23 protein-coding genes and 1 other annotated feature are annotated in these 24,099 nt (G+C 46.0%); of the genes, 15 read left to right on the forward strand and 8 right to left on the reverse strand.

The window, feature by feature from the left end:
- Nucleotides 1–223: 223 nt before the first annotated feature.
- From clpX to yihA, 4 genes are all read left to right on the forward strand, one after another.
- Nucleotides 224–1,489, forward strand: a complete 1,266-nt coding sequence (clpX, locus tag RKD52_RS06260; protein ID WP_454099071.1) for an ATP-dependent protease ATP-binding subunit ClpX — start codon at nucleotides 224–226, stop codon at nucleotides 1,487–1,489.
- A gap of 271 nt (nucleotides 1,490–1,760) precedes the next feature.
- A complete protein-coding gene (lonB, locus tag RKD52_RS06265) occupies nucleotides 1,761–3,419 on the forward strand; it encodes an ATP-dependent protease LonB (protein WP_369734699.1) in 1,659 nt (552 codons plus the stop codon).
- Between the two features lie 421 nt (nucleotides 3,420–3,840).
- On the forward strand, nucleotides 3,841–6,165 hold the full coding sequence (gene lon / locus RKD52_RS06270; protein WP_369734700.1) for an endopeptidase La: 2,325 nt from the start codon (nucleotides 3,841–3,843) through the stop codon (nucleotides 6,163–6,165).
- Complete coding sequence (yihA, locus tag RKD52_RS06275; RefSeq protein ID WP_029279293.1) at nucleotides 6,162–6,749, forward strand: ribosome biogenesis GTP-binding protein YihA/YsxC; 588 nt, start codon at nucleotides 6,162–6,164, stop codon at nucleotides 6,747–6,749. Before lon ends, yihA begins: the two co-directional genes overlap by 4 nt.
- Nucleotides 6,750–6,787: 38 nt before the next feature.
- On the opposite strand, the gene RKD52_RS06280 is transcribed toward yihA, so the two are convergent.
- Nucleotides 6,788–7,423 carry a hypothetical protein gene (locus RKD52_RS06280; RefSeq protein ID WP_454099072.1) on the reverse strand — a complete coding sequence of 212 codons (636 nt, stop codon included), beginning with the start codon at nucleotides 7,421–7,423 and terminating at the stop codon, nucleotides 6,788–6,790.
- Nucleotides 7,424–7,505: 82 nt separating this feature from the next.
- On the opposite strand from RKD52_RS06280, the gene RKD52_RS06285 reads away from it, so the two are divergent.
- Nucleotides 7,506–7,754, forward strand: a complete 249-nt coding sequence (locus tag RKD52_RS06285) for a hypothetical protein (RefSeq protein WP_454099073.1) — start codon at nucleotides 7,506–7,508, stop codon at nucleotides 7,752–7,754.
- On the opposite strand, the gene RKD52_RS06290 is transcribed toward RKD52_RS06285, so the two are convergent.
- The 4 genes from RKD52_RS06290 to RKD52_RS06305 form a co-directional block, all read right to left on the reverse strand.
- A complete protein-coding gene (locus RKD52_RS06290; protein ID WP_454099074.1) occupies nucleotides 7,751–7,960 on the reverse strand; it encodes a hypothetical protein in 210 nt (69 codons plus the stop codon). The two genes, RKD52_RS06285 and RKD52_RS06290, sit on opposite strands and share 4 nt — an antisense overlap.
- A 115-nt stretch (nucleotides 7,961–8,075) precedes the next feature.
- On the reverse strand, nucleotides 8,076–8,222 hold the full coding sequence (locus RKD52_RS06295; RefSeq protein WP_426866547.1) for a hypothetical protein: 147 nt from the start codon (nucleotides 8,220–8,222) through the stop codon (nucleotides 8,076–8,078).
- A 105-nt stretch (nucleotides 8,223–8,327) separates the two neighbouring features.
- Nucleotides 8,328–8,585 carry a hypothetical protein gene (locus RKD52_RS06300; protein WP_426866548.1) on the reverse strand — a complete coding sequence of 86 codons (258 nt, stop codon included), beginning with the start codon at nucleotides 8,583–8,585 and terminating at the stop codon, nucleotides 8,328–8,330.
- A 1,028-nt stretch (nucleotides 8,586–9,613) separates the two neighbouring features.
- Nucleotides 9,614–10,099, reverse strand: coding sequence for a LiaF transmembrane domain-containing protein (locus RKD52_RS06305; protein ID WP_369734703.1), 486 nt, complete (start codon nucleotides 10,097–10,099; stop codon nucleotides 9,614–9,616).
- 268 nt (nucleotides 10,100–10,367) lie between these two features.
- Between RKD52_RS06305 and hemA the strand changes: the two genes are divergently transcribed.
- Genes hemA through hemL form a run of 6 tightly spaced genes read left to right on the forward strand, consistent with a single transcriptional unit; the run spans nucleotide 10,368 to nucleotide 16,612 of the window.
- Nucleotides 10,368–11,723, forward strand: a complete 1,356-nt coding sequence (gene hemA / locus RKD52_RS06310) for a glutamyl-tRNA reductase (RefSeq protein ID WP_454099075.1) — start codon at nucleotides 10,368–10,370, stop codon at nucleotides 11,721–11,723.
- An 18-nt stretch (nucleotides 11,724–11,741) separates the two neighbouring features.
- The gene (locus tag RKD52_RS06315) at nucleotides 11,742–12,575 is read left to right on the forward strand and encodes a cytochrome C assembly family protein (RefSeq protein ID WP_369734705.1); all 834 of its coding nucleotides are present in this window, start codon (nucleotides 11,742–11,744) and stop codon (nucleotides 12,573–12,575) included.
- Between the two features lie 32 nt (nucleotides 12,576–12,607).
- On the forward strand, nucleotides 12,608–13,540 hold the full coding sequence (hemC, locus tag RKD52_RS06320) for a hydroxymethylbilane synthase (protein ID WP_454099076.1): 933 nt from the start codon (nucleotides 12,608–12,610) through the stop codon (nucleotides 13,538–13,540).
- Nucleotides 13,540–14,322 carry a uroporphyrinogen-III synthase gene (locus tag RKD52_RS06325; RefSeq protein ID WP_454099077.1) on the forward strand — a complete coding sequence of 261 codons (783 nt, stop codon included), beginning with the start codon at nucleotides 13,540–13,542 and terminating at the stop codon, nucleotides 14,320–14,322. Before hemC ends, RKD52_RS06325 begins: the two co-directional genes overlap by 1 nt.
- Nucleotides 14,323–14,325: 3 nt before the next feature.
- A complete protein-coding gene (hemB, locus tag RKD52_RS06330) occupies nucleotides 14,326–15,306 on the forward strand; it encodes a porphobilinogen synthase (protein WP_454099078.1) in 981 nt (326 codons plus the stop codon).
- 19 nt (nucleotides 15,307–15,325) lie between these two features.
- Entirely contained in the window at nucleotides 15,326–16,612 is a 1,287-nt protein-coding gene (gene hemL, locus RKD52_RS06335; RefSeq protein WP_454099079.1) for a glutamate-1-semialdehyde 2,1-aminomutase, read from the forward strand.
- Nucleotides 16,613–16,651: 39 nt separating this feature from the next.
- Here hemL and RKD52_RS06340 read toward each other — a convergent pair whose 3' ends face one another.
- Both RKD52_RS06340 and RKD52_RS06345 read right to left on the reverse strand, forming a co-directional pair.
- Nucleotides 16,652–16,819, reverse strand: a complete 168-nt coding sequence (locus RKD52_RS06340) for a SoxR reducing system RseC family protein (protein ID WP_139015502.1) — start codon at nucleotides 16,817–16,819, stop codon at nucleotides 16,652–16,654.
- Between the two features lie 83 nt (nucleotides 16,820–16,902).
- Nucleotides 16,903–17,091 carry a CsbD family protein gene (locus RKD52_RS06345; RefSeq protein ID WP_029566802.1) on the reverse strand — a complete coding sequence of 63 codons (189 nt, stop codon included), beginning with the start codon at nucleotides 17,089–17,091 and terminating at the stop codon, nucleotides 16,903–16,905.
- Nucleotides 17,092–17,249: 158 nt separating this feature from the next.
- Between RKD52_RS06345 and spoVID the strand changes: the two genes are divergently transcribed.
- Both spoVID and ysxE read left to right on the forward strand, forming a co-directional pair.
- Nucleotides 17,250–18,266 carry a stage VI sporulation protein D gene (gene spoVID, locus RKD52_RS06350; protein ID WP_454099080.1) on the forward strand — a complete coding sequence of 339 codons (1,017 nt, stop codon included), beginning with the start codon at nucleotides 17,250–17,252 and terminating at the stop codon, nucleotides 18,264–18,266.
- Between the two features lie 93 nt (nucleotides 18,267–18,359).
- Entirely contained in the window at nucleotides 18,360–19,397 is a 1,038-nt protein-coding gene (gene ysxE / locus RKD52_RS06355; RefSeq protein ID WP_454099081.1) for a spore coat protein YsxE, read from the forward strand.
- A gap of 27 nt (nucleotides 19,398–19,424) precedes the next feature.
- On the opposite strand, the gene RKD52_RS06360 is transcribed toward ysxE, so the two are convergent.
- Nucleotides 19,425–19,616, reverse strand: coding sequence for a hypothetical protein (locus RKD52_RS06360; protein WP_454099082.1), 192 nt, complete (start codon nucleotides 19,614–19,616; stop codon nucleotides 19,425–19,427).
- 161 nt (nucleotides 19,617–19,777) lie between these two features.
- Nucleotides 19,778–20,007: a binding site (T-box leader), on the forward strand.
- Nucleotides 20,008–20,082: 75 nt separating this feature from the next.
- Between RKD52_RS06360 and RKD52_RS06365 the strand changes: the two genes are divergently transcribed.
- Nucleotides 20,083–22,725: a valine--tRNA ligase gene (locus RKD52_RS06365; RefSeq protein ID WP_454099083.1), complete on the forward strand. Its 2,643-nt coding sequence runs from the start codon at nucleotides 20,083–20,085 to the stop codon at nucleotides 22,723–22,725.
- 72 nt (nucleotides 22,726–22,797) lie between these two features.
- Nucleotides 22,798–24,090: a bifunctional folylpolyglutamate synthase/dihydrofolate synthase gene (locus RKD52_RS06370; RefSeq protein WP_454099084.1), complete on the forward strand. Its 1,293-nt coding sequence runs from the start codon at nucleotides 22,798–22,800 to the stop codon at nucleotides 24,088–24,090.
- Nucleotides 24,091–24,099: the final 9 nt, after the last annotated feature.

Here is a 24,099-nt window from a genome sequence, read left to right on the forward strand (position 1 = left end):
CCTCTTTTAGGTAAAGCTGTTTTATTTCCAGTAGTCTACATACTTATGGTACAATGCAATACATACCAATTTTTTCAGACTTTTTCCGCTTCTTGCGGCAAGTCAGTTGCGCAATCGTCATCCCCATTTCCTTTCTGCCTGAGGATAAGCATGAATGAAGCTGCCAGTCCCGGCCGATAAAGGTGTGGCCCGCTGATGATACAAAGAAATAAGGGGTGAAGACATGTTTAAATTTAACGACGAAAAAGGTCAGCTTAAGTGTTCGTTTTGCGGTAAAACACAAGACCAAGTCCGTAAATTAGTTGCTGGACCGGGTGTCTATATATGTGACGAGTGCATAGAGCTGTGCACAGAGATCGTTGAAGAGGAACTTGGAACAGAGGAAGAAGTAGAATTTAAGGATGTTCCAAAGCCGAAGGAGATTCGTGAAATTCTTGACGAATATGTCATCGGTCAGGAACAGGCGAAGAAAAGCCTGGCAGTTGCGGTTTATAACCACTATAAACGCATCAACTCCAACAGTAAAATTGATGAAGTTGAGCTTTCAAAAAGCAACATCGCCATGATCGGGCCTACAGGAAGCGGTAAAACCCTTCTTGCCCAGACTCTGGCGCGCATTCTGAATGTACCGTTTGCCATTGCCGATGCAACATCGCTCACAGAAGCCGGTTATGTAGGGGAAGATGTTGAAAACATTCTTCTAAAACTGATCCAGGCTGCTGATTATGATGTAGAAAAGGCTGAAAAAGGGATCATCTATATCGATGAAATCGATAAAGTGGCCCGCAAATCCGAAAACCCGTCCATCACACGCGATGTGTCAGGTGAAGGTGTACAGCAGGCCCTTCTTAAAATTCTTGAAGGAACCGTTGCGAGTGTTCCGCCGCAGGGCGGACGCAAGCACCCTCATCAGGAATTCATTCAGATTGATACAACAAACATTCTCTTTATCTGCGGTGGAGCGTTTGACGGCATCGAGCAAATCGTAAAACGCCGTCTTGGCCAAAAGGTTATCGGCTTCGGTTCCGATAAGAAGGATGACGATCTGGACCAAAAAATGCTGCTTTCTAAAGTTCTTCCGGAGGATCTTCTCCGCTTCGGGCTTATTCCGGAGTTCATTGGCCGTCTGCCGGTTATTGCAAGCCTTCAGCCGCTTGATGAAGAAGCCCTTGTTGAAATTTTGACGAAGCCTAAAAATGCGCTTGTCAAGCAGTACCAAAAAATGCTGGATCTTGACGGCGTAGAGCTTGAATTTGAAGACGACGCCCTTATGGAAATATCCAAAAAGGCGATTGAACGCAAAACAGGCGCACGCGGACTCCGTTCGATTATCGAGGGAATCATGCTTGAAGTAATGTTCGAGCTGCCGTCCCGCGACGATATTACGAAGTGTGTCATCACGGCAGAAACGGTAACAGACAAAGTTCCTCCGAAGCTTGTGCTGACAGATGGAACAGTGATCGTAGAAGATACGAAAACATCTGCATAACCTTTATTTTTCACCCCTGGAATTTGGATTCCAGGGGTTTTGGGTGTTTTTTCCTTTTTTGTTTTCGTTTGTTTTATACATAAACGGCGCAATTATAGTTGGCATATTTACGTTTATTAAAATTACCCCTCGGAGATACTAGCTTGTACAGTGAAACTTTCATCAATAGATGACGAGTGGAACAGACCGGGCATGTGCGGACAGGAAAGCCGGCGGGTGATTACTGCACGTTTATGCGGGATAAAATGACATCGCAGTAGGAGGGACCACTATGAGCTGGACTGGCATTGCCTTGTTTGTACAACTTTTTTTCGGGGTCATCATTGGCTTGTACTTTTGGAACTTATTAAAAAATCAGCGTACGCAGAAAGTTTCAATTGACCGAGAATCACGAAAAGAAATGGAACAGCTGAAGAAAATGAGATCAATTAAGTTATCAGAGCCTTTATCTGAGAGAGTGCGTCCTAAAAGCTTTACAGATATCGTGGGGCAGGAGGATGGCATTAAGGCCCTTAAAGCCGCCCTGTGCGGACCCAACCCGCAGCATGTGATTATATATGGTCCGCCCGGAGTGGGGAAAACCGCGGCTGCGAGATTGGTTCTAGAAGAGGCAAGACGCAATGCCAAGTCCCCGTTTAAGCCTTCGGCCGTATTTATTGAACTGGACGCCACAACGGCGAGATTTGATGAGAGGGGCATTGCAGATCCTTTAATCGGTTCTGTCCATGATCCTATTTATCAGGGAGCAGGAGCGATGGGACAAGCAGGGATTCCCCAGCCGAAGCAGGGAGCCGTCACGAATGCACATGGCGGTGTGCTGTTCATTGACGAAATTGGAGAGCTTCATCCTATTCAAATGAACAAGCTTTTGAAGGTGCTTGAAGACAGGAAAGTCTTTTTGGAGAGTGCCTATTACAGTGAAGAAAACACACAAATTCCAAACCATATTCATGACATTTTTCAAAATGGGCTGCCTGCTGATTTCCGGCTGATTGGTGCGACAACAAGAACACCGAACGAAATTCCGCCGGCCATCCGCTCACGCTGCCTTGAAGTCTTTTTCAGGGATTTGGAGTCAGAGGAACTGGCCGTTGTTGCCAAAAAAGCAGCAGTAAAAGTGAATATGAACGTAAGCGACAAGAGCATTGCCACGTTGACGTCTTATGTGCGGAACGGGCGCGAAGTTGTCAATATGATGCAGATTGCAGCCGGGATGGCCATGACGGAAGACCGCAGCGAAATCACCATGCAGGATATTGAATGGGTTGTCAGTTCAAGCCAGCTGACGCCGCGTCATGATAAAAAAATCTATGAAGACGCGAGGGTCGGTCTTGTAAACGGCCTTGCTGTACACGGCCCAAATTCAGGCTCTCTGCTTGAGATCGAGGTAACCGTTATTTATGCAAAAGATAAAGGCACAATAAACATAACAGGCATTGTTGAAGAAGAAAGCATCGGCGACAGAGGAAAATCAGTCAGAAGAAAAAGTATGGCAAAGGGATCCATTGAAAATGTCATAACGGTCCTTCGCTCAATGGGCATCAACGCCAATGACTATGACATTCATGTCAATTTCCCCGGCGGCATTCCTGTTGACGGACCATCAGCCGGCATTGCAATGGCTACTGGAATTTTCTCCGCCATTCATAAAATACCGGTCGATCACACAGTAGCCATGACAGGGGAAATCAGCATTCACGGAAGCGTAAAGCCGATAGGCGGAGTGGTGCCTAAGATTAAAGCAGCCAAGCTTGCAGGCGCAAAAACCGTGATTATTCCGGCTGAAAACATGCAGTCCATCTTAAAAACCATTGAAGGCATCAGCATTATACCGGTCGCTCATTTGCAGGAAGTCTTTGACCTTGCGCTTGTCAACCCGCCTACTGAGCAGGAAACCCCGGTTACACTTATAAAACAGGACCTCGGGTAATATCTCGGGGTTTTTTTATGGGGAAAATATGCTGGGATTTTCGTGTTCACTATAAAATTCCAGTGGACTGCAGCGGAAGGCACTTGACTCCTTGTCCAGCTGCAGCGCCCAACTCCTCTGTCAGAACAAAATCCCCCAAAAAGTCAAACCCGGACTTTTCGGGTGATTTCTTATCTGACTGCCGGAGCAAAACGGGCGCTTCCGCTTTTCTACAGGATGAAGAGGGCACGGGTACGATTTGAAGTTACGCTAATTTGCGATTAAGAAGTAATTTCTTTAGTCTTCTGGTCACGGAAAGGGTATACTACATAAGGTAAACCTATATGCTTTACAGATGACTCTGTCGGCAGAATAGGATTGTACAAGAACGAAGCTCTTATATTATAATGATTGATACTTAGTCATGGAGGTGCTTTTAAAGTTGGCGAAAAAAGAAGAGAAAATCGTCCCCCTCCTACCTCTTAGAGGATTGTTAGTGTACCCGACAATGGTACTTCACCTTGATGTAGGACGCGAAAAATCCGTACAGGCGCTGGAAAAAGCGATGATGGATGATCACATAATCTTTTTAACGACACAACGGGATATTTCAATTGATGAACCTGCTGAAGAGGATATCTTCAAAGTAGGTACGCTCACAAAAATAAAACAGATGCTGAAGCTTCCAAATGGAACAATCAGAGTTCTGGTCGAAGGCATGCAGCGCGGAGAAATGACCAAATATACAGACGAAGGCGACTATTTTTCGGTAAGCGCTCTTCCTTTGGATGAAAGAGACGGCAAGGATGCTGAAGATGAAGCGCTGATGAGAACACTGCTTGATCATTTTGATCAGTACATAAAGCTGTCAAAAAAAATCTCCGGAGAAACGCTCTCGACCGTTTCTGATATTGATGAACCCGGAAGAATGGCTGACATCATTGCTTCTCACCTGCCGCTTAAGCTCAAAGAAAAGCAGGAAGTGCTTGAAACCCTGGACATTAAAGAGCGGCTGAACAAGGTCATTGAGATTATTCACAATGAAAAAGAAGTTCTTCAGCTGGAAAAGAAAATCGGACAGCGTGTTAAAAGATCAATGGAACGGACGCAAAAGGAATACTATCTCCGCGAACAAATGAAAGCCATCCAAAAAGAGCTTGGCGATAAAGAAGGCAAAACCGGAGAAGTGGACATCTTGAGCAGCAGGATTGAGGAAGCGGGAATGCCTGACCATGTAAAGCTTACAGCACTTAAAGAGCTTGAGAGGTATGAAAAAGTACCTTCAACTTCTGCTGAGAGCTCGGTCATCCGCAATTACCTCGACTGGCTTATTTCCCTGCCGTGGTCAAATGCGACAGAAGACCGTCTTGATCTAAAGCGCGCCGAGAAAATTCTTGATGAGGACCATTACGGCCTTGAAAAAGTAAAAGACCGCGTGCTTGAATATCTTGCCGTCCAAAAACTGACCAATTCGCTTAAAGGCCCGATCCTTTGTCTGTCAGGACCACCCGGAGTAGGGAAAACGTCCCTTGCAAAATCAGTGGCAAAATCCCTTGACCGGCATTTTGTCCGTATTTCCCTTGGAGGAGTCAGGGATGAGTCAGAAATTCGCGGACACCGCAGAACCTACGTAGGGGCAATGCCGGGACGCATTATTCAGGGCATGAAAAAAGCAGGAACGATTAATCCGGTCTTTTTGCTTGATGAAATCGATAAAATGTCCAATGATTTCAGGGGGGACCCTTCTTCAGCCCTGCTCGAAGTGCTTGACCCTGAACAAAATCATACGTTCAGCGATCATTACATTGAAGAGACGTATGACCTGTCAAAGGTCATGTTTATTGCAACAGCCAATAATCTGGCCACGATACCGGGCCCGCTTCGTGACCGGATGGAGATTATCACCATCGCCGGATACACAGAGCTTGAGAAAATTCACATTGCCAAAGATCATCTGCTTCCAAAGCAGCTGAAGGATCACGGGCTGAAAAAATCCCACCTTCAAATAAGAGAGTCTGCAATCCGGAACATCGTGCGCTACCATACACGCGAGGCGGGAGTCCGCAGCCTTGAACGACAGCTTGCATCGATCTGCAGAAAAGCTGCGAAGCAAATTGTATCTGAAGAGAAAAAGAAATTGATCATCACAGACAAAAACCTGTCCGATTATCTTGGCAAGAATAAATTCAGGTATGGACAGGCAGAGCTTGAGGATCAGGTCGGAGTAGCGACAGGCCTTGCCTATACGACTGTCGGCGGAGATACCCTTTCAATCGAAGTGTCGCTTTCCCCGGGAAAAGGAAAGCTGATTTTGACCGGGAAACTTGGCGATGTCATGAAAGAATCTGCACAGGCAGCCTTCAGCTTTATCCGTTCGCGCGCTAAAGAAATGAACATTGATGAGAATTTTCACGAGAAAAATGATATTCATATTCATGTGCCGGAGGGCGCTGTGCCAAAGGATGGACCATCTGCAGGGATTACCATGGCAACTGCCCTAATTTCAGCTCTTACCGGACGGCCGGTCAGAAAAGAAGTAGGCATGACAGGGGAGATTACCCTTAGAGGCAGAGTGCTGCCGATTGGCGGGTTAAAAGAAAAAACACTAAGCGCTCACCGTGCAGGACTGACGAAAATCATCCTGCCAAAAGACAACGAACGGGATATTGAAGATATTCCGGAAAGTGTACGGAGTGAATTAACTTTTGTGCCTGTATCACATCTTGATGAAGTGCTGCAGCATGCATTAACGGGAGAGAATAAATGAAAGTCACAAGTTCCGAGATTGTCATCAGTGCAGTGAAGCCGGATCAGTATCCTGATCTTGATTTGCCTGAAATTGCGCTGGCAGGACGCTCAAACGTAGGAAAATCATCGTTTATCAACAAATTGCTTAACAGGAAGAACCTTGCCAGAACATCATCAAAGCCCGGCAAAACCCAGACCCTGAACTTCTACATTATCAATGAAATCATGCATTTTGTGGATGTGCCTGGCTACGGGTATGCAAAGGTTTCAAAAACCGAGCGCGAAGCCTGGGGGAAAATGATCGAAACGTATTTTACGAAAAGAAGACAGCTTCGTGCAGCCGTCCTTCTTGTCGATCTGCGCCACGCACCGTCAAAAGACGATGTCATGATGTACGAGTTTTTAAAGCATTATGATATTCCTGTCATGGTCGTTGCTACAAAGGCAGATAAAATCCCTAAAGGCAAATGGCAAAAACACATGAAAGTCGTAAGAGAAACGCTGAACAAAGACCCTGAAGACCCGATGATCTGCTTCTCATCCGAAACAGGGCTAGGCAAAGAAGAATCGTGGGCTGTCATCAGACAGTACACTGGCGTCTAAACGCAAAAACCTGTGCAGAACGACCTGCACAGGTTTTTTTATTGTTCTTTCTCTTTCTCATCATCGGTGTCATCATTCTGCTCCTCTTTAAGCAATTTCAGCCATTCTGGCAGAGGCTGATCAGGACCCTCGCTAAAAACTTTAACCGTATCCCGTTCATCCTGATGCGAAAAGATATCGTGGATATCGTTTCCATTTCCAAGGATGTTGCCGAACCCCTGATTCAGCTTGCTGCTGTTTTTGAAATTGGAAGGAAAGTTATTGCCGAAGTTCACGGCTGAAGCAGCTTCCACTGTGCCGATGTGTATATCTCCGATTCTAAAAGATGAGGACAGGGCCTGATTATGATCCGGCGGAGTGGGGCTGTTTTTCTTTTCGTTTATTTCGTAAGGAATGTGTGTGCCATTGACGATAATGGAAATGTCCTTTTGGCGTTTTGGCTGCTGACGTGATTTTGAAAGAAAGGTATTTCCTATATTCATTGTTCCGTTTACTTGTTTTACATCTACATTTTCAAGCCTGTAAACAAGTTCATGGACATTCATTGTTTGTACCCGGTCTATGTGAAAGGTTTGGCGGCTCTGATTTTGAGCGTTAACCGCTTCCTCTAATGCATGCAGTCTTTTTTCCATTTTGCGAAGAAGTGTCAGGAAAGACTTTTCCTCAAGCGTCATACCGTTTCACCCCTTTAGCACGTTCGCCCGATTGATGAATAGAATAGGAGGCAAACCGGAATTTTGAATGGAGGCAGATACAATGAAAATCAGATCCTCCAAAATTTCTTTTTCAGACCTTAATGTTCTTGAAATAGCAAATAACTCTGGGGTATTTATAGGCAGAAACAGGCAGGTCAAGTGGAATACTGAGGCAGGCAGCCACTCCGGCTTCGGCAGAGTCTCCGGCAATGAAAATGAAATCGCTCATTCGATACATCTTGTCCTGCATGGGCATGTAAAAAAAGAAAAAGGGTCTCAGCAGGCGGACAAAGGAAGCGTGGCACCCTAATTCTGTTCACCGTCTGTTTTCTTTTTCTGAACGTTCGCCGATGTGATTGTATGGTGAATCGTATTGGAATTTCCGCGTACTCGTCCAAATCCTTCATGGGCGCTGGATCGATTTGTCCATTTGTACTGAAAGTTCTCCCCATAAAACATCCCGGAGCTATGCTTTATCTGGTATACATTAATCGAATGAAAATGAATGTTTGCCAATTCCAAGCCCCTCTCTCAAACTCTGCACACTATTTTCCCCTATTACATGTATATAGAATCTCTGATGAAGTATGACCACAGCAAAAAGAAAACCACCGTTTGCGGTGGGTTTCAGTCAGCTTTGGTAGACAGGCTGATCATTGGAGCCCTGATTCTGAGTGAAATCCGAATCCATAAAATCATCATCATGGATAATATTCACCGTATCTACGGCCAGATTATTCGCACCCATGATCTTACCGAATCCAAAATTGCTCTTCATGCTCACTGTCCAGTCATATTGAGTATTCGTCCCCGTGAAAATTCCGGAATTTCCGGACAGGGAGGTCACATTGATATTGGTGAACTGTATAGATAAACTCTTCATCTAAATCTGTGAAACAGGCTGAGGGTTTATATTTTCAGGCTGGGCAATCGACATATCGGCCAGATCCTGATCGTTGATAATATTCGTGCAGCCAATTGCACCGGAATTGATGAAGTTCCCGTTTCCCGAGTTGAATTTCCCCTGGGCATTCCAGTCCGGCTGGCTGTTCTGCCCCGAAGAAATGATGGAATTTGCAGCCATGCTTACAACATTGATCATATTGAATACGACAGATACCGGCACAATCCAATCCTCCATTTCTCCTTCTGTAATACGTTAGTATATGTGTTTGATGCGGGTAGTGTGAACTTGTTTGGTTAAACGCGGCTGGATTGGGGGGGCGAAGCGATATAAGTGGTAAATGGCCTTTCGGTAAAGGGTCAAAAGCAAGAGTGAAATGACTGTTCAGCGCTTACGGATGAGCGTGAAGGGTTAAAAGCAGGAGAGAAATGCCCTTTCAGTGCTTGCGGAAGGGCATGAAGGGTTAAGCAGGAGAGAAATGCCCTTTCAGTACTTGCGGATGAGCGTGAAGGGTTAAAAGCAGTAGAGAAATGACCGTTCAGTACTTGCGGATGAGCGTGAAGGGTTAAAAGCAAGAGTGAAATGACCGTTCAGTACTTGCGGATGAGCGTGAAGGGTTAAAAGCAAGAGTGAAATGACCATTCAGCGTTTGAGGATGAGTATGAAGGGTCAAAAGAAAGTGTGAAATGACCTTTCAGCGCTTACGGATGAGCATGAAGGGTCAAAAGCAAGAGTGAAATGACCTTTCAGTGCTTACGGATGAGCATGAAGGGTCAAAAGCAAGAGTGAAATGACCTTTCAGCGCTTACGGAAGAGCATGAAGGGTTAAAAGTAAGGTGCTAATGCCCTTTCGGTGCTTGCGGAAGAGCATGAAGGGTTAAAAGCGGGAGTGAAATGACCTTTCAGTGCTTGCGGATGAGCGTGAAGGGTTAAAAGCAAAAGTGAAATGACCCTTCAGCGTTTGAGGATCAGCCTGAAGAGTTAAAAGCAAGGAGTTAATGACCCTTCAGCATTTACAAATGAGCATAAAGGAAAGTCATCCATGACAAAAAAACCACCAGTAAAGCAAGTTGAAGACTTTACGGATGGTTTTGTTTTTTGTCCTGCGGAGCTAAACAAGCGATTCCGCTTTTCTCGTTGTCCAGCTCCATCGCCCAACTCCTCGGCCAGAACGGCTCCGCCGTAAAAAGCAAACCCGGCTTTTTTCGTCGGATCCTTTTCTGTCCTTCGGAGCTAACCGGGCGATTCCGCTTTTCGTACATAACTTACTTCTTCTTAAGAAACAATAAGTAAAAACCGCCAAGAATTAACAGAACAGGCCAGAATTTCTGGACGACCTGAACGCCTTGCTCGACCCACCCAAGCCCGTTTATGATCGAGTCGAAAAAGTGGAGAAATGCGGCGAGCAGGAGTAGAATGATTCCTTGTACGGATCCTGTTTTCGTTTTGGCTGACCGGAGTATGATGCCGAGTCCGATGATAAAAGTGATGGCAGGCGCGTGTTCAGGCCAGTCGGGAAACTGTCCGAAGCAAAGAAAATGCACGCCGAGTCCTCCAAGCAGGACGCCGGGAAGTATGGCATTTTCATCCTGATCAAAATGGCCTCCGATCAGAAAAGCAAGCCCAAAAAGAATGAGCAGGGTCTGCCATGACTGCTGCTGGTCAAATAGCTTGATCTGAAAGGTTTCCAGCGCATAGTAAAAACCGATCGCAAGCAGGGCGTAGGCAGAAAAGTTTGTCGATTTTTTCATTTCAGTCACCTCTTAATTAAGACGATTACCTTGATTGTAAGCACTTTTTTTGGTATTGTTCAAGGTGGACGAATTTGCTGCAGCTTTTGCTGTTTAAAATACAAATCAGCACGAAACCGCATCATCATGCGGAATCATGCCGGCTGTTTATCTAGTATGATATCACAGTCCGGCAAGCTTTCAAGAACTGTTCACATTTGTAAAAAGAGAAAAAATCGAGACATGGTATAATAGTAGTAGAATTCTTGTATGTGGGGTGTATGACATTATGCATATCTTAGCTGTAGGCTTAAATTATAAAACTGCCCCTGTCGAAATCCGTGAAAAACTGACCTTTCAGCCGAATGAACTCGGAGATGCTATGAAAGCACTGAAAGAGCAGAAGAGCATTCTTGAAAACATCATTGTTTCGACTTGTAACCGGACAGAGATTTATACAGTTGTGGACCAGCTTCATACTGGCCGTTATTATATTAAAGCATTTTTAGCCGAGTGGTTCGGCCTTGATAAGGACACATTTTCTCCTTTTTTGACCATGTACGAAAACGACGGTGCCATTGAGCATCTTTTCAGTGTTTCATGTGGCCTTGATTCAATGGTTCTCGGAGAAACACAGATTCTCGGCCAGGTGCGTACAAGCTTCATGCTCGGACAAACAGAAGGTACGATCGGAACGGTGTTTAACCATCTGTTTAAACAGGCAGTGACGCTTGCCAAAAAAGCACACTCTGAGACTGATATCGGAGCTAACGCAGTTTCTGTCAGCTATGCAGCTGTTGAACTTGCGAAGAAAATATTCGGCGACCTGACGAACAAGCACGTCCTTATTCTCGGTGCCGGCAAAATGGGCGAGCTTGCTGCACAGAACCTTCATGGCAGCGGAGTGCGCAAAGTGACGGTTGTAAACCGCACGTTTGAAAAAGCAGAGGTTCTGGCCAGAAAATTCAGCGGCCATGCAAAAGGGATAAATGAACTGCAGTGCGCGCTGGTCGAAGCGGACATCCTGATCAGCTCAACCGGTTCAAGTGATTTTGTCATCACAAAAGAGATGATGGCTCCTGCTGAAAAAATGAGAAAGGGCAAGCCGCTGTTTATGGTGGATATTGCGGTTCCCCGTGATCTTGACCCTGCTCTTGATGAACTTGAAAGTGTGTTTCTGTATGATATTGACGATCTTCAGGGAATTGTGGACGCCAACCTTCAGGAGCGCCAAAAAGCAGCGGAGGAAATCGGATTGATGCTAGAGGCAGAGATTGTCGCCTTCAAGCAATGGCTCGGCACACTCGGAGTTGTTCCTGTCATTTCGGCGCTTCGCGAAAAAGCGCTTGGCATTCAGGCTGAAACGATGCAAAGCCTCGAGCGCAAAATGCCTAATCTGACTGACCGTGAACTGAAGCTTCTGAACAAGCACACAAAAAGCATTATTAACCAGATGCTCCGCGATCCGATTCTTAAGGTGAAAGAGCTTGCTGCTGAGTCGGACGCAGAACAGAATCTGGAGCTTTTCATGAAGATCTTTGATATTGAAGAAGCAGTTGAAGAGCAAAAACGCAGAGAAAACTCGGTTTCTTTAAGCAGCTCTCAGGCGGTGCCTGGGCAGGCAAGAGCTTCACTTCAAACGTAAGTGAGAGGAATTTGATGTATGCCAGAAATGAGTTTACCTAGAATAAACGAACTGATTATAATTCTTTATGCATTCAGTGTTCTCTTTTTTTTCATAGATTTTATTCATAACAACCGGAAGGCCAGCAAAATTGCCTTCTGGTTGCTTTCTATTGTTTGGCTGCTGCAAACAATTTTTTTGTTTTATCAAATGTTTGAGACCGGCAGATTTCCAGTCCTGAACATATCAGAAGGGCTTTATTTTTATTCGTGGGTGCTAGTGACGCTGTCAGTCGTCTTAAACCGTTTTTTGAAAGCGGATTTTATCATCTTTTTTACAAATGTGCTCGGTTTTATCATGCTGAGCATCCACACATTCGCGCCGTCACAATATGAATCGGCAGCGGTTTCCGGACAGCTGATTTCTGAGCTTTTGTTTATCCACATCACAATGGCCATCCTGTCTTACGGGGCTTTTACCCTGTCTTTCGTTTTTTCTATTTTGTATTTGATTCAGTACAATTTGCTGAAGAAGAAAAAATGGGGAAAGCAGCTGATCCGGATTGACGATCTGGCCAAGCTTGATCACATGTCATATGTATTAAATGTGATTGGTGTACCGATGCTGTTACTGAGCTTAATACTCGGAACGATCTGGGCCTATCTGAAAATCCCGAACTTTCACTGGTACGACGCGAAGGTAACCGGTTCGTTCATGATGCTCCTTGTGTACGGCTACTATTTATACAGCCGGATCGTGAAGGAATGGCATGGAAAACAGGTGGCTTATTATAACGCAGCAGCCTTTTTAATTTTATTAATTAATTTCTTTTTATTCGGAAGCCTTTCAAGGTTTCATATTTGGGACTCTTAATGCAAGATACATCCTAGTTGGAGGAACTCATTATGCGCAAAATCATTGTAGGATCCAGACGAAGCAAACTGGCTTTGACCCAGACGAATTGGGTGATTGACCAGCTGAAAAAAATCGGGCTGCCTTTTGACTTTGAAGTCCGGGAAATCGTGACAAAGGGCGATCAGATTCTTGATGTCACCCTCTCAAAAGTGGGAGGAAAAGGCCTTTTTGTAAAAGAGATTGAACAGGCCATGCTTGACGGAGAGATTGATATGGCTGTTCACAGCATGAAGGATATGCCGGCTGTTCTGCCGGAAGGGCTGACAATCGGCTGCATTCCGCACCGCGAAGATGCAAGGGATGCTTTTATTTCTAAAAATCACGTCCTTCTTGCTGACCTCCCTGCAGGTGCAGTGGTGGGTACAAGCAGTTTAAGAAGAAGCGCCCAGCTCCTTGCCATGAGGCCTGATCTTGATATCAAGTGGATCAGAGGCAATATCGACACGCGCCTGGCAAAGCTTCAGCATGAAGATTATGATGCGATCATCCTTGCAGCAGCCGGTCTTGCGAGAATGGGCTGGAGCCAGGACGTTGTGACAGAATTTCTTGATGCGAAAGACTGCGTTCCGGCAGTCGGCCAGGGAGCGCTTTCCATCGAATGCCGTGCAGACGATCATGAGCTGCTTAATCTATTGTCCCATTTTACCGATGAAGCGACACAGCTTGCCGTTCAGGCAGAGCGCACCTTCCTTCACGTGATGGAGGGCGGATGCCAGGTGCCGATTGCAGGGTATGCAGAAGTCGCTTTTGACAAAGAAATTTCGCTTACCGCACTGATTGCCTCTCCTGACGGAAAAGAGATCTTTAAAGAAAGAATTACAGGCAAAGATCCCGTAGCCATGGGAAAAGAAGTGTCTGAAAGGCTGATAGCTCAGGGGGCAAAGCAGCTGATCGACAAGGTGAAAGAGGAGCTTGACCTTTAATGGCCGGCGGTCTCTCAGGAAAGAACATTCTGATTACGAGAGAAGAAACGCAGGCAACCACTTTTGCAGCGAAAATTAAAAAAGCCGGCGGAGTTCCTGTTACTGCTCCGCTGATTTCTTTTGAAAAAGCGAAGGATATACATAAACTTAAAGAGGCAATCCTGGGTATTAATGCCAAAGACTGCCTCGTCTTTACGAGCATGAACGGTGTGCTTTTCTTTTTTGATTTTCTGAAAGAGCACGGCATCCCTTCTGATTTCCTGTCTGATTGCACGTTTGCCGCCGTAGGGCGGAAAACCAGGCAGCTGATTGAAGACAGGGGCTATACAGTCAGAATCATGCCAAAGGAGTATGTAGCAGAAAGGCTGGCGGAAGAAATCGCGGGGAGCATCAGGCATGACCAGCATGTTTATCTCTTCCGGGGGAATCTTGCCAGGGAAATTCTTATGAAAGAATTGACTCTCAAGGGCTTCTCCGTGACAGACCTTACGCTATATGAAACAATACATAATATAGAGGATGGAAACAGGATTGAGCAGCTGCTTCAGGAACAAAAACTCGATTACATTACCTTTACCTCCTCATCCACTGTTGATGCCTTCATGAAGGTCATGAAAAACAAAAATCTGGATACTCTGCTTGAGGGCGTTACGCTTGTGAGCATTGGACCGATTACACATAAAACACTTAAGAAGTACGGCTATGACGGCATTGTGTCAGATCCCTACACCATCGATGCCATGATTGACCGTATCCAAACACATGCTGAAAGGAAGGAATAAGCTATGGACATTCAATTTACAAGACACCGCAGACTGCGGAGCACAGGCAGCATGAGATCACTTGTCCGCGAAACACATCTGCACGCAGAAGACTTTATTTATCCGATCTTCGTTGTAGAAGGCGAGCAAAAACGCAATGAGGTAAAATCAATGCCCGGCGTTGAGCAGATTTCGCTTGATTACCTGAATGCAGAAATGCAGGAGGTAAGCGATCTCGGAATCAAGTCTGTCATCGTCTTTGGAGTGCCTGATCAAAAGGATGAGCTTGGCACACAGGCTTACCATGACCACGGCATCGTTCAGCGTGCGATCTCCCAGATTAAAGAACATTTCCCTGAGCTTGTTGTGATTGCCGACACGTGTCTTTGCCAGTATACAGACCACGGCCACTGCGGAATTGTGAAAGAGGGAAAAATCCTCAATGACCCGACGCTTGATCTGCTGGCGCGCACTGCGGTCAGCCAGGCAAGAGCGGGTGCTGATGTCATCGCTCCTTCAAACATGATGGACGGGTTTGTGGCTGCTATCCGCCATGGCCTGGATGAAGCCGGATTTGAAGATGTGCCGATTATGTCATACGGAATTAAATACTCAAGCGCCTTTTACGGACCTTTCAGGGATGCTGCCCACAGCACTCCCCAGTTCGGAGACCGGAAAACGTATCAGATGGATCCTGCCAACCGTCTTGAAGCACTCAGAGAAGCAGAATCGGACATGATGGAAGGGGCAGACTTCCTGATTGTGAAACCTGCCTTGTCTTACCTTGATATCATCCGCGATGTGAAAAACAACTTTAACGTGCCGATTGTTGCCTATAACGTAAGCGGCGAATATGCCATGATCAAGGCAGCCGCACAAAACGGCTGGGTCGATGAAAAGGCAATCGTGATGGAAATGATGATCAGCATGAAGCGCGCCGGCGTTGATATGATTTTGACGTATTATGCCAAGGATTGTGCACGCTGGCTGAAGGAACAACACTAATCGCAGGAGGAGAAGTCAAATGCGCAGTTATGAAAAATCAGGCAAGGCCTTCGAAGAAGCCCAAGGGCTGATGCCGGGCGGAGTGAACAGCCCTGTTCGCGCCTTTAAATCCGTCGCTATGGATCCAATTTTCATGGAGCGGGGAAAAGGCTCTAAAATTTACGATATTGATGGAAATGAATATATCGATTATGTGCTTTCATGGGGACCGCTTATTTTGGGCCATACAAATGACGCGGTTGTTGAAGCCATTAAAAAGGTGACAGAATCCGGTACAAGCTTCGGGGCTCCGACGCTGATTGAAAATGAGCTGGCAAAGCTTGTGATTGACCGCGTGCCATCTATTGAAATTATCCGGATGGTTAGCTCTGGAACGGAAGCAACGATGAGTGCCCTGAGACTCGCTCGCGGTTTTACCGGAAGAAATAAGATTTTGAAATTCGAAGGCTGCTATCACGGCCACGGGGATTCTCTGCTGATCAAAGCAGGTTCAGGCGTTGCAACACTTGGACTGCCTGACAGCCCGGGAGTTCCCGAAGGAGTAGCCAAGAACACGATAACTGTTCCATACAACGACATGGAAAGCGTAAAATACGCCTTTGAACAGTTCGGTGATGACATTGCCGGCGTGATTGTGGAGCCGGTTGCAGGAAACATGGGAGTTGTCCCTCCGCTTCCAGGCTTCCTCGAAAGCCTGCGCAGCATCACACAGGAGTACGGCTCACTGCTTATCTTTGATGAAGTGATGACAGGCTTCCGCGTTGATTACGGCTGTGCTCAAGGGTACTTCGGCGTTACGCCTGACCTGACATGCCTCGGAAAGGTTATTGGCGGCGGACTTCCTGTAGGTGCATATGGCGGCCGTGCCGACATTATGAAACAGGTTGCGCCGAGCGGACCGATTTACCAGGCAGGCACCCTGTCCGGAAACCCTCTTGCGATGACAGCAGGCTATGCAACGCTCAGCCAGCTTACTCCGGATACTTATAAAGAGTTTGGCAGAAAAGCGGACATCCTTGAAGAAGGATTAACAGCGGCTGCTGAAAAACACGGCATTCCGATTACAGTGAACCGTACGGGATCAATGATTGGCTTTTTCTTTACAGACGAGAACGTCATCAATTTCGAAAAAGCGAAAACATCCAATCTTGAGTACTTCTCGAAGTTCTATCGCGAAATGGCAAACGAAGGTGTCTTTCTGCCGCCTTCACAGTTCGAAGGTCTGTTCCTTTCCACTGCCCACAGTGATGAGGATCTTGAAAAGACGATTGCAGCGGCAGAGAAAGCATTCGCTGCCCTTAAATAAAGTGAAAACCCCCTGCGCGTCAATGTGCAGGGGGTTTTATTATTTGGGTGTATATCCTGATTTCCGGCTCAGCCATTTGCTGGCAAGGATAATGGTCAGTCCGATAATGGCGACTGCAATCATAAGCAGATCAGATACAATCGTGATCCATAACGGAATTTGCAGTAAAAAGATTGCACCGATTATAACGAAGAATAGGGGTCTCATACGAATCTCCTGATTGTTTTTCTTCTAGTATAGCAAATGGGGCCGAAAAAAGAGAACCTGCAGGCGGCAGGTTCTCTATGTACTCAGTATTTAGCTGAACCTTCTTTTGCTTTTCCGGCGCCTTCCTGAAGGTTCCCTTTCAGTTTGTCTTTCTTTCCTTCACGCTGAAGCTCAGGATTGTTTGCTGCATTGCCTACCTGATCTTTCACTTCGCCTTTTGCCTGGTTTACCTTGCCTTTTACTTTGTCGCTCATGCCATGATCTTTTGACATCATCAAACACTCCTTTCTTCTTGTATCTTTCATGTTCCCTGCATTTACAGAGCTTAAACCAGGCATTTAATCAAAAGAATCATAAACCTTCACCGTGCGGCATATTCCTTTAATGTCACAGGTATTTTCGTAAGGACACCTGAAAGGAGGAGTTCAAGTTGTCACAGGATCAACAATCATCATTGCGGTTCTCTGTTGAGGAATCCGTTTGGTTTCAAAAGGGACAGGAAGTGGGTGAGCTGTTATCCATCTCATTAGATCCAGACATCACCATCCAGGAGTTTGACCAGTACATCTCGATTCGGGGTGCGCTTAAGCTTACGGGTGAGTACAAAATAGATGAGGATTATAGCGAAGAGGAATTTGAATATGCCAATCTCCGTTTTATCAGCAATGTAGAAACGAGAGAAGACGGTATATCGCAGCTTGTTCACGGTTTTCCTGTAGATATCACGATTCCGAGGAACCGCATTGGAAACTTGGAAGAAGTTTATGTAACGATTGAATCTTTTGATTATGATCTGTCAGAAAGCAGAAACCTGAGGCTTGTAGCTGACCTTGAAATCAGCGGAATTGCAAGCGGGGATGCGGCTGTTGAGGCTGAAGAAGCTGAAGAAGAACAGGAACTTGAGCAGGCATATGTGTTTGAGCAGGAGCAGGAACCGGAGCTCCAGCCGCTGTTCCGCTCACCTCAGGCACTGTATGAAGAGGAAACGCAAGTAGAAGAGTATGATGCTTTTGCGCATACAGGCAGCCAGAATCATGCGGATCTTTATGAACCGTTTCATGTAGAAGTGAAAAAAGAGGCGGCAGAGGAAGAAGCCGCTGCACCGGACATTTCTTATTTTGCAAGCAGGCCGCAGTATGAGGAAACGTATAAGGCGCCTCAAAAGCAAAGTCCGAAAGCAAGAAAAGAAGAAGAAGCAAGAAAGCAGGATGAACCAAAGCATACGGAAAACTCCCTCTACTTAACGAAGCTTTTTGAACGAGATGAAGAAGAGGAGTTTACAAAGCTTAAGATCTGCCTTGTCCAGCAGGGTGACACAATTGACAGCATTTGCGACCGATACAGGATTACGGTTCAGCAGCTGCACAGAGTCAATCAGCTGAATTCAAGCGCAGATGTGCATGAAGGCCAGACACTCTACATTCCTGTTTATGCAAATACTCATTAAGAAAAGAAAGCAGCTTGGGGAGGAGAGTTCCTCAGCTGTTTTTTTTGTAAGTCTCTTTACATGAGACCTGGTTAAAAGGAAGTGAGACAAAAAATGATGAGAGAAAATATGGATAAACTTGCGGAGGTTTTAAAAGAGTATGAGCTGAAAGCGGAATATGCGGAGTCTGTTACAGATAAACTGACGAAGGTCTATGCCAGTTCAGGCGCCTCCTACGCATTAAAAAAGATGTCATCGAACCGGAATGGCCAATTCATCGAAACGCTTCACGGTGCTCATCAGAAAGGGTATTCAGGGTATGTGCCCATCTTCAGAAACAGGCACCGGCAGTTTTTTACCTCAGACGGAGAGAACTGGTATTACATTATGCCCTGGCTCACGAATGAAACAGAAGAAGAGCGGGATGAGCGGCATAAAAATATGTTCAGGGAACTTGCAGCGCTTCATCAGAGAACGGCTGCTGAGGAAAAGCTGAATCAGAATGCACTGAAAATTCATTACGATACCCTTGCCAAGCAATGGGATGACAACAAAGCCCTGTATGAAAAATACGTGGAGGAATGCGAGAAGAAGTGGTATCTCTCCCCGTTTGAACTGCAGGCCGTCACCTATTACTTTGAAACCGCACGTGCGACAGAATTTGCCCGCAAAAAACTTGATGAATGGTACGAGATGATGAAGGAAAAAGAGGATGTGCGGCAAGTCATGATCCACGGCAGAGCGTCCATTCATCATTACTTGTATGATGAACAGGGAACGGGGTATTTCACCAATTTTGAACATGCCAGGTATTCATCGCCCATTGATGATGCGCTTCTTTTTTATCACAGGACGTTCCATACGTACCCGTTTGCAGATGACAACTGTGCCGACTGGTTTTACACCTATCAGCAGACGTTCCCATACAGAGAAGAGGAAATGCAGCTGTTCATCTGCTATCTTGCCTATCCCGATTTTGTCTACAAACAAGTGAAAAAGCACATGAACCTGAACGGCAGAAGCGCATCGCAGCTTCAGAAAAATCAGGACCTGATCAAATCTTACTGGACCTTTAAAAACATCGAGTACTTCGTCATGAAAGTGACGCAGATCGAAGAAAACAAAAAACTGGCCGCAGAGCAGTCGACATAAACAAAACCCAATCTGTGATTGGGTTTTTTAAATCCACTCCATATACAAAGCCACACCAAGCAAAATCAGCAGCGCCAGCAGGACAAGGTCGACGGGCGACGGGAAAATCAGGGTCCGGACGGTCTGAAAGAGGGTAATCGGCACGATGAACTGACCGGCAATAAGTTTGAACTGCTTTACATAAGGCGACAGGTTATAATCATTTATTTTTCTGCGCATCCTAAAACTCTCCTCACTGAATCCTTCTTGTATAAAGAATATGTGCATTTACCCAGTTTTGTGCCTTTTCGGGAATAAAGGCATTGAAAAATGGAGAAGATGATTGACGTGAATTGATTGGATTGTATACAATACAACATATATAATATTTTCATAATCGAACACATACCGTGATAGGGAAGAGTAAAGCGGAAAGCTGTTTTCAGAGAGAGAAATCGCCTGCTGAGAGATTTCTTAAACAAGCGTGCTTGAAGGTCGCCCTGGAGTAATTCTCTTGAACCATGAAGTAGAGAGAATCGGCATGAACGCCGTTATCCCATTTGAGAGCACAGGTTCTTTTTTGCCTGTGAAAAAAGGTGGCACCGCGAAATCAACTCCTTTCGTCCTTTTACCGGACGAGGGGAGTTTTTTATTTTCCGAAAAATGCGGAAATGAACTGATTTGAAGATTTTAAGGAGGAAGAAACATGGAGAACAAGGAGCAGACACTCTCTACAAAATATGATCCGCAGGCAATTGAGCGCGATCGCTACGACTACTGGCTGAAGGGAAAGTTTTTTGAAGCTTCAAACGATCAGGAAAAGCAGCCGTACACGGTTGTGATCCCTCCGCCGAACGTAACTGGAAAGCTTCATCTTGGCCATGCCTGGGACACGACGCTTCAGGATATCGTGACGCGCATGAAACGCATGCAGGGCTATGACGTTCTCTGGCTTCCGGGAATGGACCATGCCGGAATCGCCACTCAGGCTAAAGTGGAAGGAAAGCTGCGCGAGGAAGGCAAATCGCGCTATGACCTTGGCCGCGAAAAATTTGTTGAGGAAACTTGGAAATGGAAAGAAGAATACGCATCCCATATCCGCGCGCAGTGGTCAAAGCTTGGCCTTGGCCTTGATTATTCAAGAGAGCGGTTTACGCTTGATGAAGGACTTTCAAAAGCGGTTAATGAGGTATTTGTCTCTCTTTATAAAAAAGGACTCATCTACCGCGGCGAATATATTATCAACTGGGATCCGCAGACAAAAACAGCTCTTTCTGATATAGAAGTAATCTATAAAGATGTTCAGGGCGCTTTTTACCACATGCGCTACCCGCTGTCAGACGGTTCAGGTGCAATTGAAGTTGCGACTACACGTCCTGAAACGATGCTTGGCGATACAGCGGTTGCTGTTCACCCGGAAGATGAGCGCTACAAGCATTTGATCGGCAAAACCGTTGTTCTTCCAATCGTAGGCCGCGAAATTCCGATTGTCGGAGATGACTATGTGGATATGGAATTTGGTTCAGGGGCTGTAAAAATCACGCCAGCGCATGATCCTAATGACTTTGAAATTGGAAACCGCCACAGCCTTGAACGTGTTCTTGTGATGAATGAGGACGGAACGATGAATGCAAAAGCAGGAATCTACAGCGGCCTTGACCGTTTTGAGTGCAGAAAGCAGATCGTGAAGGATCTTCAGGAAATGGATGTTCTGTTCAAAATTGAAGAGCACATGCATTCAGTCGGGCACAGCGAGCGGAGCGGAGCGGTTGTTGAACCGTACCTTTCTACGCAGTGGTTCGTTAAGATGCAGCCTCTTGCAGATGCAGCGATTGAGCTTCAGGACAAAGAAGACAAAGTCAACTTTGTTCCAAACCGTTTTGAGAACACGTATATGCGCTGGATGGAAAATATCCGCGACTGGTGTATTTCAAGACAGCTTTGGTGGGGACACCGCATTCCTGCCTGGTATCATAAAGAAACTGGCGAGGTGCATGTTGATCACGCACCGCCTGCAGACCTTGACAACTGGGAGCAGGATACAGACGTACTTGATACGTGGTTCAGTTCGGCACTGTGGCCGTTTTCGACAATGGGCTGGCCGGATGAGGATTCCGTTGACTACCAGCGCTACTATCCGACAGATGTGCTTGTAACAGGCTATGACATCATTTTCTTCTGGGTTTCCCGCATGATTTTCCAGGGTCTTGAATTTACCGGCAAGCGTCCATTTAAAGATGTGCTGATCCACGGACTTGTCCGCGATGAGCAGGGACGCAAAATGAGTAAATCGCTTGGAAACGGCGTTGATCCGATGGATGTGATCGATAAGTACGGAGCGGATTCTCTTCGCTACTTCCTTTCAACAGGAAGCTCGCCTGGCCAGGATCTGCGTTTCAGCTACGAAAAAGTAGAAGCAACATGGAACTTTGCCAATAAGATCTGGAACGCTTCACGCTTTGCGCTGATGAACATGGACGGCCTGAAATTCGATGAAATCGATCTGACCGGTGAAAAGTCAGTTGCTGACAAGTGGATTCTGACACGCCTCAATGAAACGATCGAGCACGTGACAAAGCTAGCCGATAAATACGAATTCGGTGAAATCGGCCGCCATCTGTACAACTTTATCTGGGATGATTTCTGTGACTGGTACATTGAAATGGCGAAGCTTCCGCTTTATGGCGACGACGAAGCGGCGAAAAAGACAACACGTTCAATCCTTGCATATGTACTTGATAACACGATGAGACTTCTTCATCCGTTCATGCCGTTTATTACCGAGGAAATTTGGCAGAACCTTCCGCATGAAGGAGAATCCATTACAATCGCCAAATGGCCGGTTGCCGATCCGTCACTGACTGATGAAGCAGCAGCCGCAGATATGAAGCTTCTAGTTGAAGTAATCCGTTCGGTTCGAAATGTAAGAGCTGAAGTGAACACGCCGATGAGCAAGCAAATTCCAATGATGATTAAAGCAAAGTCAGCTGACATCCAAAATCAGCTCCAGCAGAACCGCGCATACATCGAGCGTTTCTGCAACACGTCCAGTCTTTCAATTGGCACGGATGCTGAAACAGGCGACAAAGCGATGACATCTGTTGTAACAGGAGCGGAGCTGATCTTCCCTCTTGAAGGCCTGATCAACCTCGATGAAGAAATTGCACGTCTTGAGAAAGAGCTTGAAAAATTAAATAAGGAAGTTGAACGTGTTCAGAAAAAGCTGAGCAATGAAGGCTTCGTTAAAAAAGCGCCTGAGAAGGTTATAGAAGAAGAACGCGCGAAAGAAAAAGACTATACAGAAAAAAGAGAGGCCGTTCTCTCTCGAATCGGAGAACTGAAAGGCTGACCTGCAAAGACTCGGGTGTGATTTATGATCATGCCCGAGTTTTCATGTATATAAAAAGAAGGGGCAGATGATATGTTTCAAACGTACGAAGAGGCTGTCGGGTGGATACATTCCCGTCTCAGATTCGGCATCAAACCCGGCCTGAAGCGGATGGAATGGATGATGAACAGACTCGGTGATCCTCATAAAAAAGTGAAAACCGTCCATGTGGCAGGCACAAACGGAAAAGGGTCGACCATTGCCTACATGAGAAACGTGCTTACAGAAGCAGGCTATAAAACCGGCACCTTTACATCCCCGTTCCTTGAAACCTTCAACGAGCGGATCAGCATGAACGGAATTCCTATTCCCGATGCAGAGATGCTGTTTTTGGCAAATACGATAAAACCGCTGTCAGACGAGCTTGAGCGAACAGAGCTTGGAGGGCCGACCGAGTTCGAAATCATCACCGCCATGGCTTTCTATTATTTCGGCAACCATGAAAAGACAGATGTGCTGCTGCTTGAAACAGGGCTTGGAGGCACATTTGATTCAACGAATATTTCAGAGCCGGTCCTGACTATGATTACAAGCATCGGCTATGATCACATGCATATTCTGGGGAACACCATAGAGGAAATTGCCGGTGAAAAAGCGGGAATCATTAAGCCGGGTGTACCAATGCTTACAGCAGTAACGGATGAGCGCGCCCTTAATGTCATAAAAAAGAGAGCGGCAGAAAAAAATGCTGATCTTTTCCACGATGCTTTTCCTGTTCTGAAACACGAGCCGCTAAGGGGCGGGGAAAGGTTCGATATGAAAACACCGTATCATTCATTCGAGGGGCTAGAGATCTCCATGAGGGGAGAACATCAGGTGCAAAATGCCGCGCTTGCTGTTATGGCTCTGGATTATTTACGGGTCCACGGCTTGCTTGCTGCCGGGGATGAGCACATTCGAAAAGGCCTTCATCAAACTAATTGGAGCGGAAGGTTTGAACAGGTTTCCGAGTTTCCTGCCGTCATCCTTGACGGCGCACACAATAAAGAGGGAGCTGAAAGTCTTGCGGCAGTAATGAGAAGACACTATGCCGGCAAACGGATTCATGTTCTTTTTTCAGCCCTGAAAGACAAGGAATACAGCCCGATGATTTCAACTCTATCCGCTATTGCGGACAGCATGCATTTCACAACCTTTGATTTTCCGAGAGCCGCTGGAGCATCAGAGCTGTATGAAGCGTGCACGCATCCGGTAAAATCGTTCCATGAAGACTGGAAAGGGGCAATTGATGAAATGATTGCAGCGGGCGAAGGGGGAGACATCTTTTTAATAACAGGTTCTCTCTACTTTATTTCTGAGGTTAGGCCTTATTGTCGAAAAATATAACATAAAAAT

The organism is Metabacillus sp. SLBN-84 (assembly GCF_053629595.1).

Coding starts and splice junctions, on each gene's coding strand:
- clpX (WP_454099071.1), top strand. CDS start 224: ATGTTTAAATTTAACGACGAAAAAGGTCAGCTTAAGTGTTCGTTTTGC.
- lonB (WP_369734699.1), top strand. CDS start 1,761: ATGAGCTGGACTGGCATTGCCTTGTTTGTACAACTTTTTTTCGGGGTC.
- yihA (WP_029279293.1), top strand. CDS start 6,162: ATGAAAGTCACAAGTTCCGAGATTGTCATCAGTGCAGTGAAGCCGGAT.
- RKD52_RS06280 (WP_454099072.1), bottom strand. CDS start 7,423: ATGACGCTTGAGGAAAAGTCTTTCCTGACACTTCTTCGCAAAATGGAA.
- RKD52_RS06285 (WP_454099073.1), top strand. CDS start 7,506: ATGAAAATCAGATCCTCCAAAATTTCTTTTTCAGACCTTAATGTTCTT.
- RKD52_RS06295 (WP_426866547.1), bottom strand. CDS start 8,222: ATGAAGAGCAATTTTGGATTCGGTAAGATCATGGGTGCGAATAATCTG.
- RKD52_RS06300 (WP_426866548.1), bottom strand. CDS start 8,585: ATGGAGGATTGGATTGTGCCGGTATCTGTCGTATTCAATATGATCAAT.
- RKD52_RS06305 (WP_369734703.1), bottom strand. CDS start 10,099: ATGAAAAAATCGACAAACTTTTCTGCCTACGCCCTGCTTGCGATCGGT.
- hemA (WP_454099075.1), top strand. CDS start 10,368: ATGCATATCTTAGCTGTAGGCTTAAATTATAAAACTGCCCCTGTCGAA.
- RKD52_RS06315 (WP_369734705.1), top strand. CDS start 11,742: ATGCCAGAAATGAGTTTACCTAGAATAAACGAACTGATTATAATTCTT.
- hemC (WP_454099076.1), top strand. CDS start 12,608: ATGCGCAAAATCATTGTAGGATCCAGACGAAGCAAACTGGCTTTGACC.
- RKD52_RS06325 (WP_454099077.1), top strand. CDS start 13,540: ATGGCCGGCGGTCTCTCAGGAAAGAACATTCTGATTACGAGAGAAGAA.
- hemB (WP_454099078.1), top strand. CDS start 14,326: ATGGACATTCAATTTACAAGACACCGCAGACTGCGGAGCACAGGCAGC.
- hemL (WP_454099079.1), top strand. CDS start 15,326: ATGCGCAGTTATGAAAAATCAGGCAAGGCCTTCGAAGAAGCCCAAGGG.
- RKD52_RS06340 (WP_139015502.1), bottom strand. CDS start 16,819: ATGAGACCCCTATTCTTCGTTATAATCGGTGCAATCTTTTTACTGCAA.
- RKD52_RS06345 (WP_029566802.1), bottom strand. CDS start 17,091: ATGTCAAAAGATCATGGCATGAGCGACAAAGTAAAAGGCAAGGTAAAC.
- ysxE (WP_454099081.1), top strand. CDS start 18,360: ATGATGAGAGAAAATATGGATAAACTTGCGGAGGTTTTAAAAGAGTAT.
- RKD52_RS06360 (WP_454099082.1), bottom strand. CDS start 19,616: ATGCGCAGAAAAATAAATGATTATAACCTGTCGCCTTATGTAAAGCAG.
- RKD52_RS06365 (WP_454099083.1), top strand. CDS start 20,083: ATGGAGAACAAGGAGCAGACACTCTCTACAAAATATGATCCGCAGGCA.
- RKD52_RS06370 (WP_454099084.1), top strand. CDS start 22,798: ATGTTTCAAACGTACGAAGAGGCTGTCGGGTGGATACATTCCCGTCTC.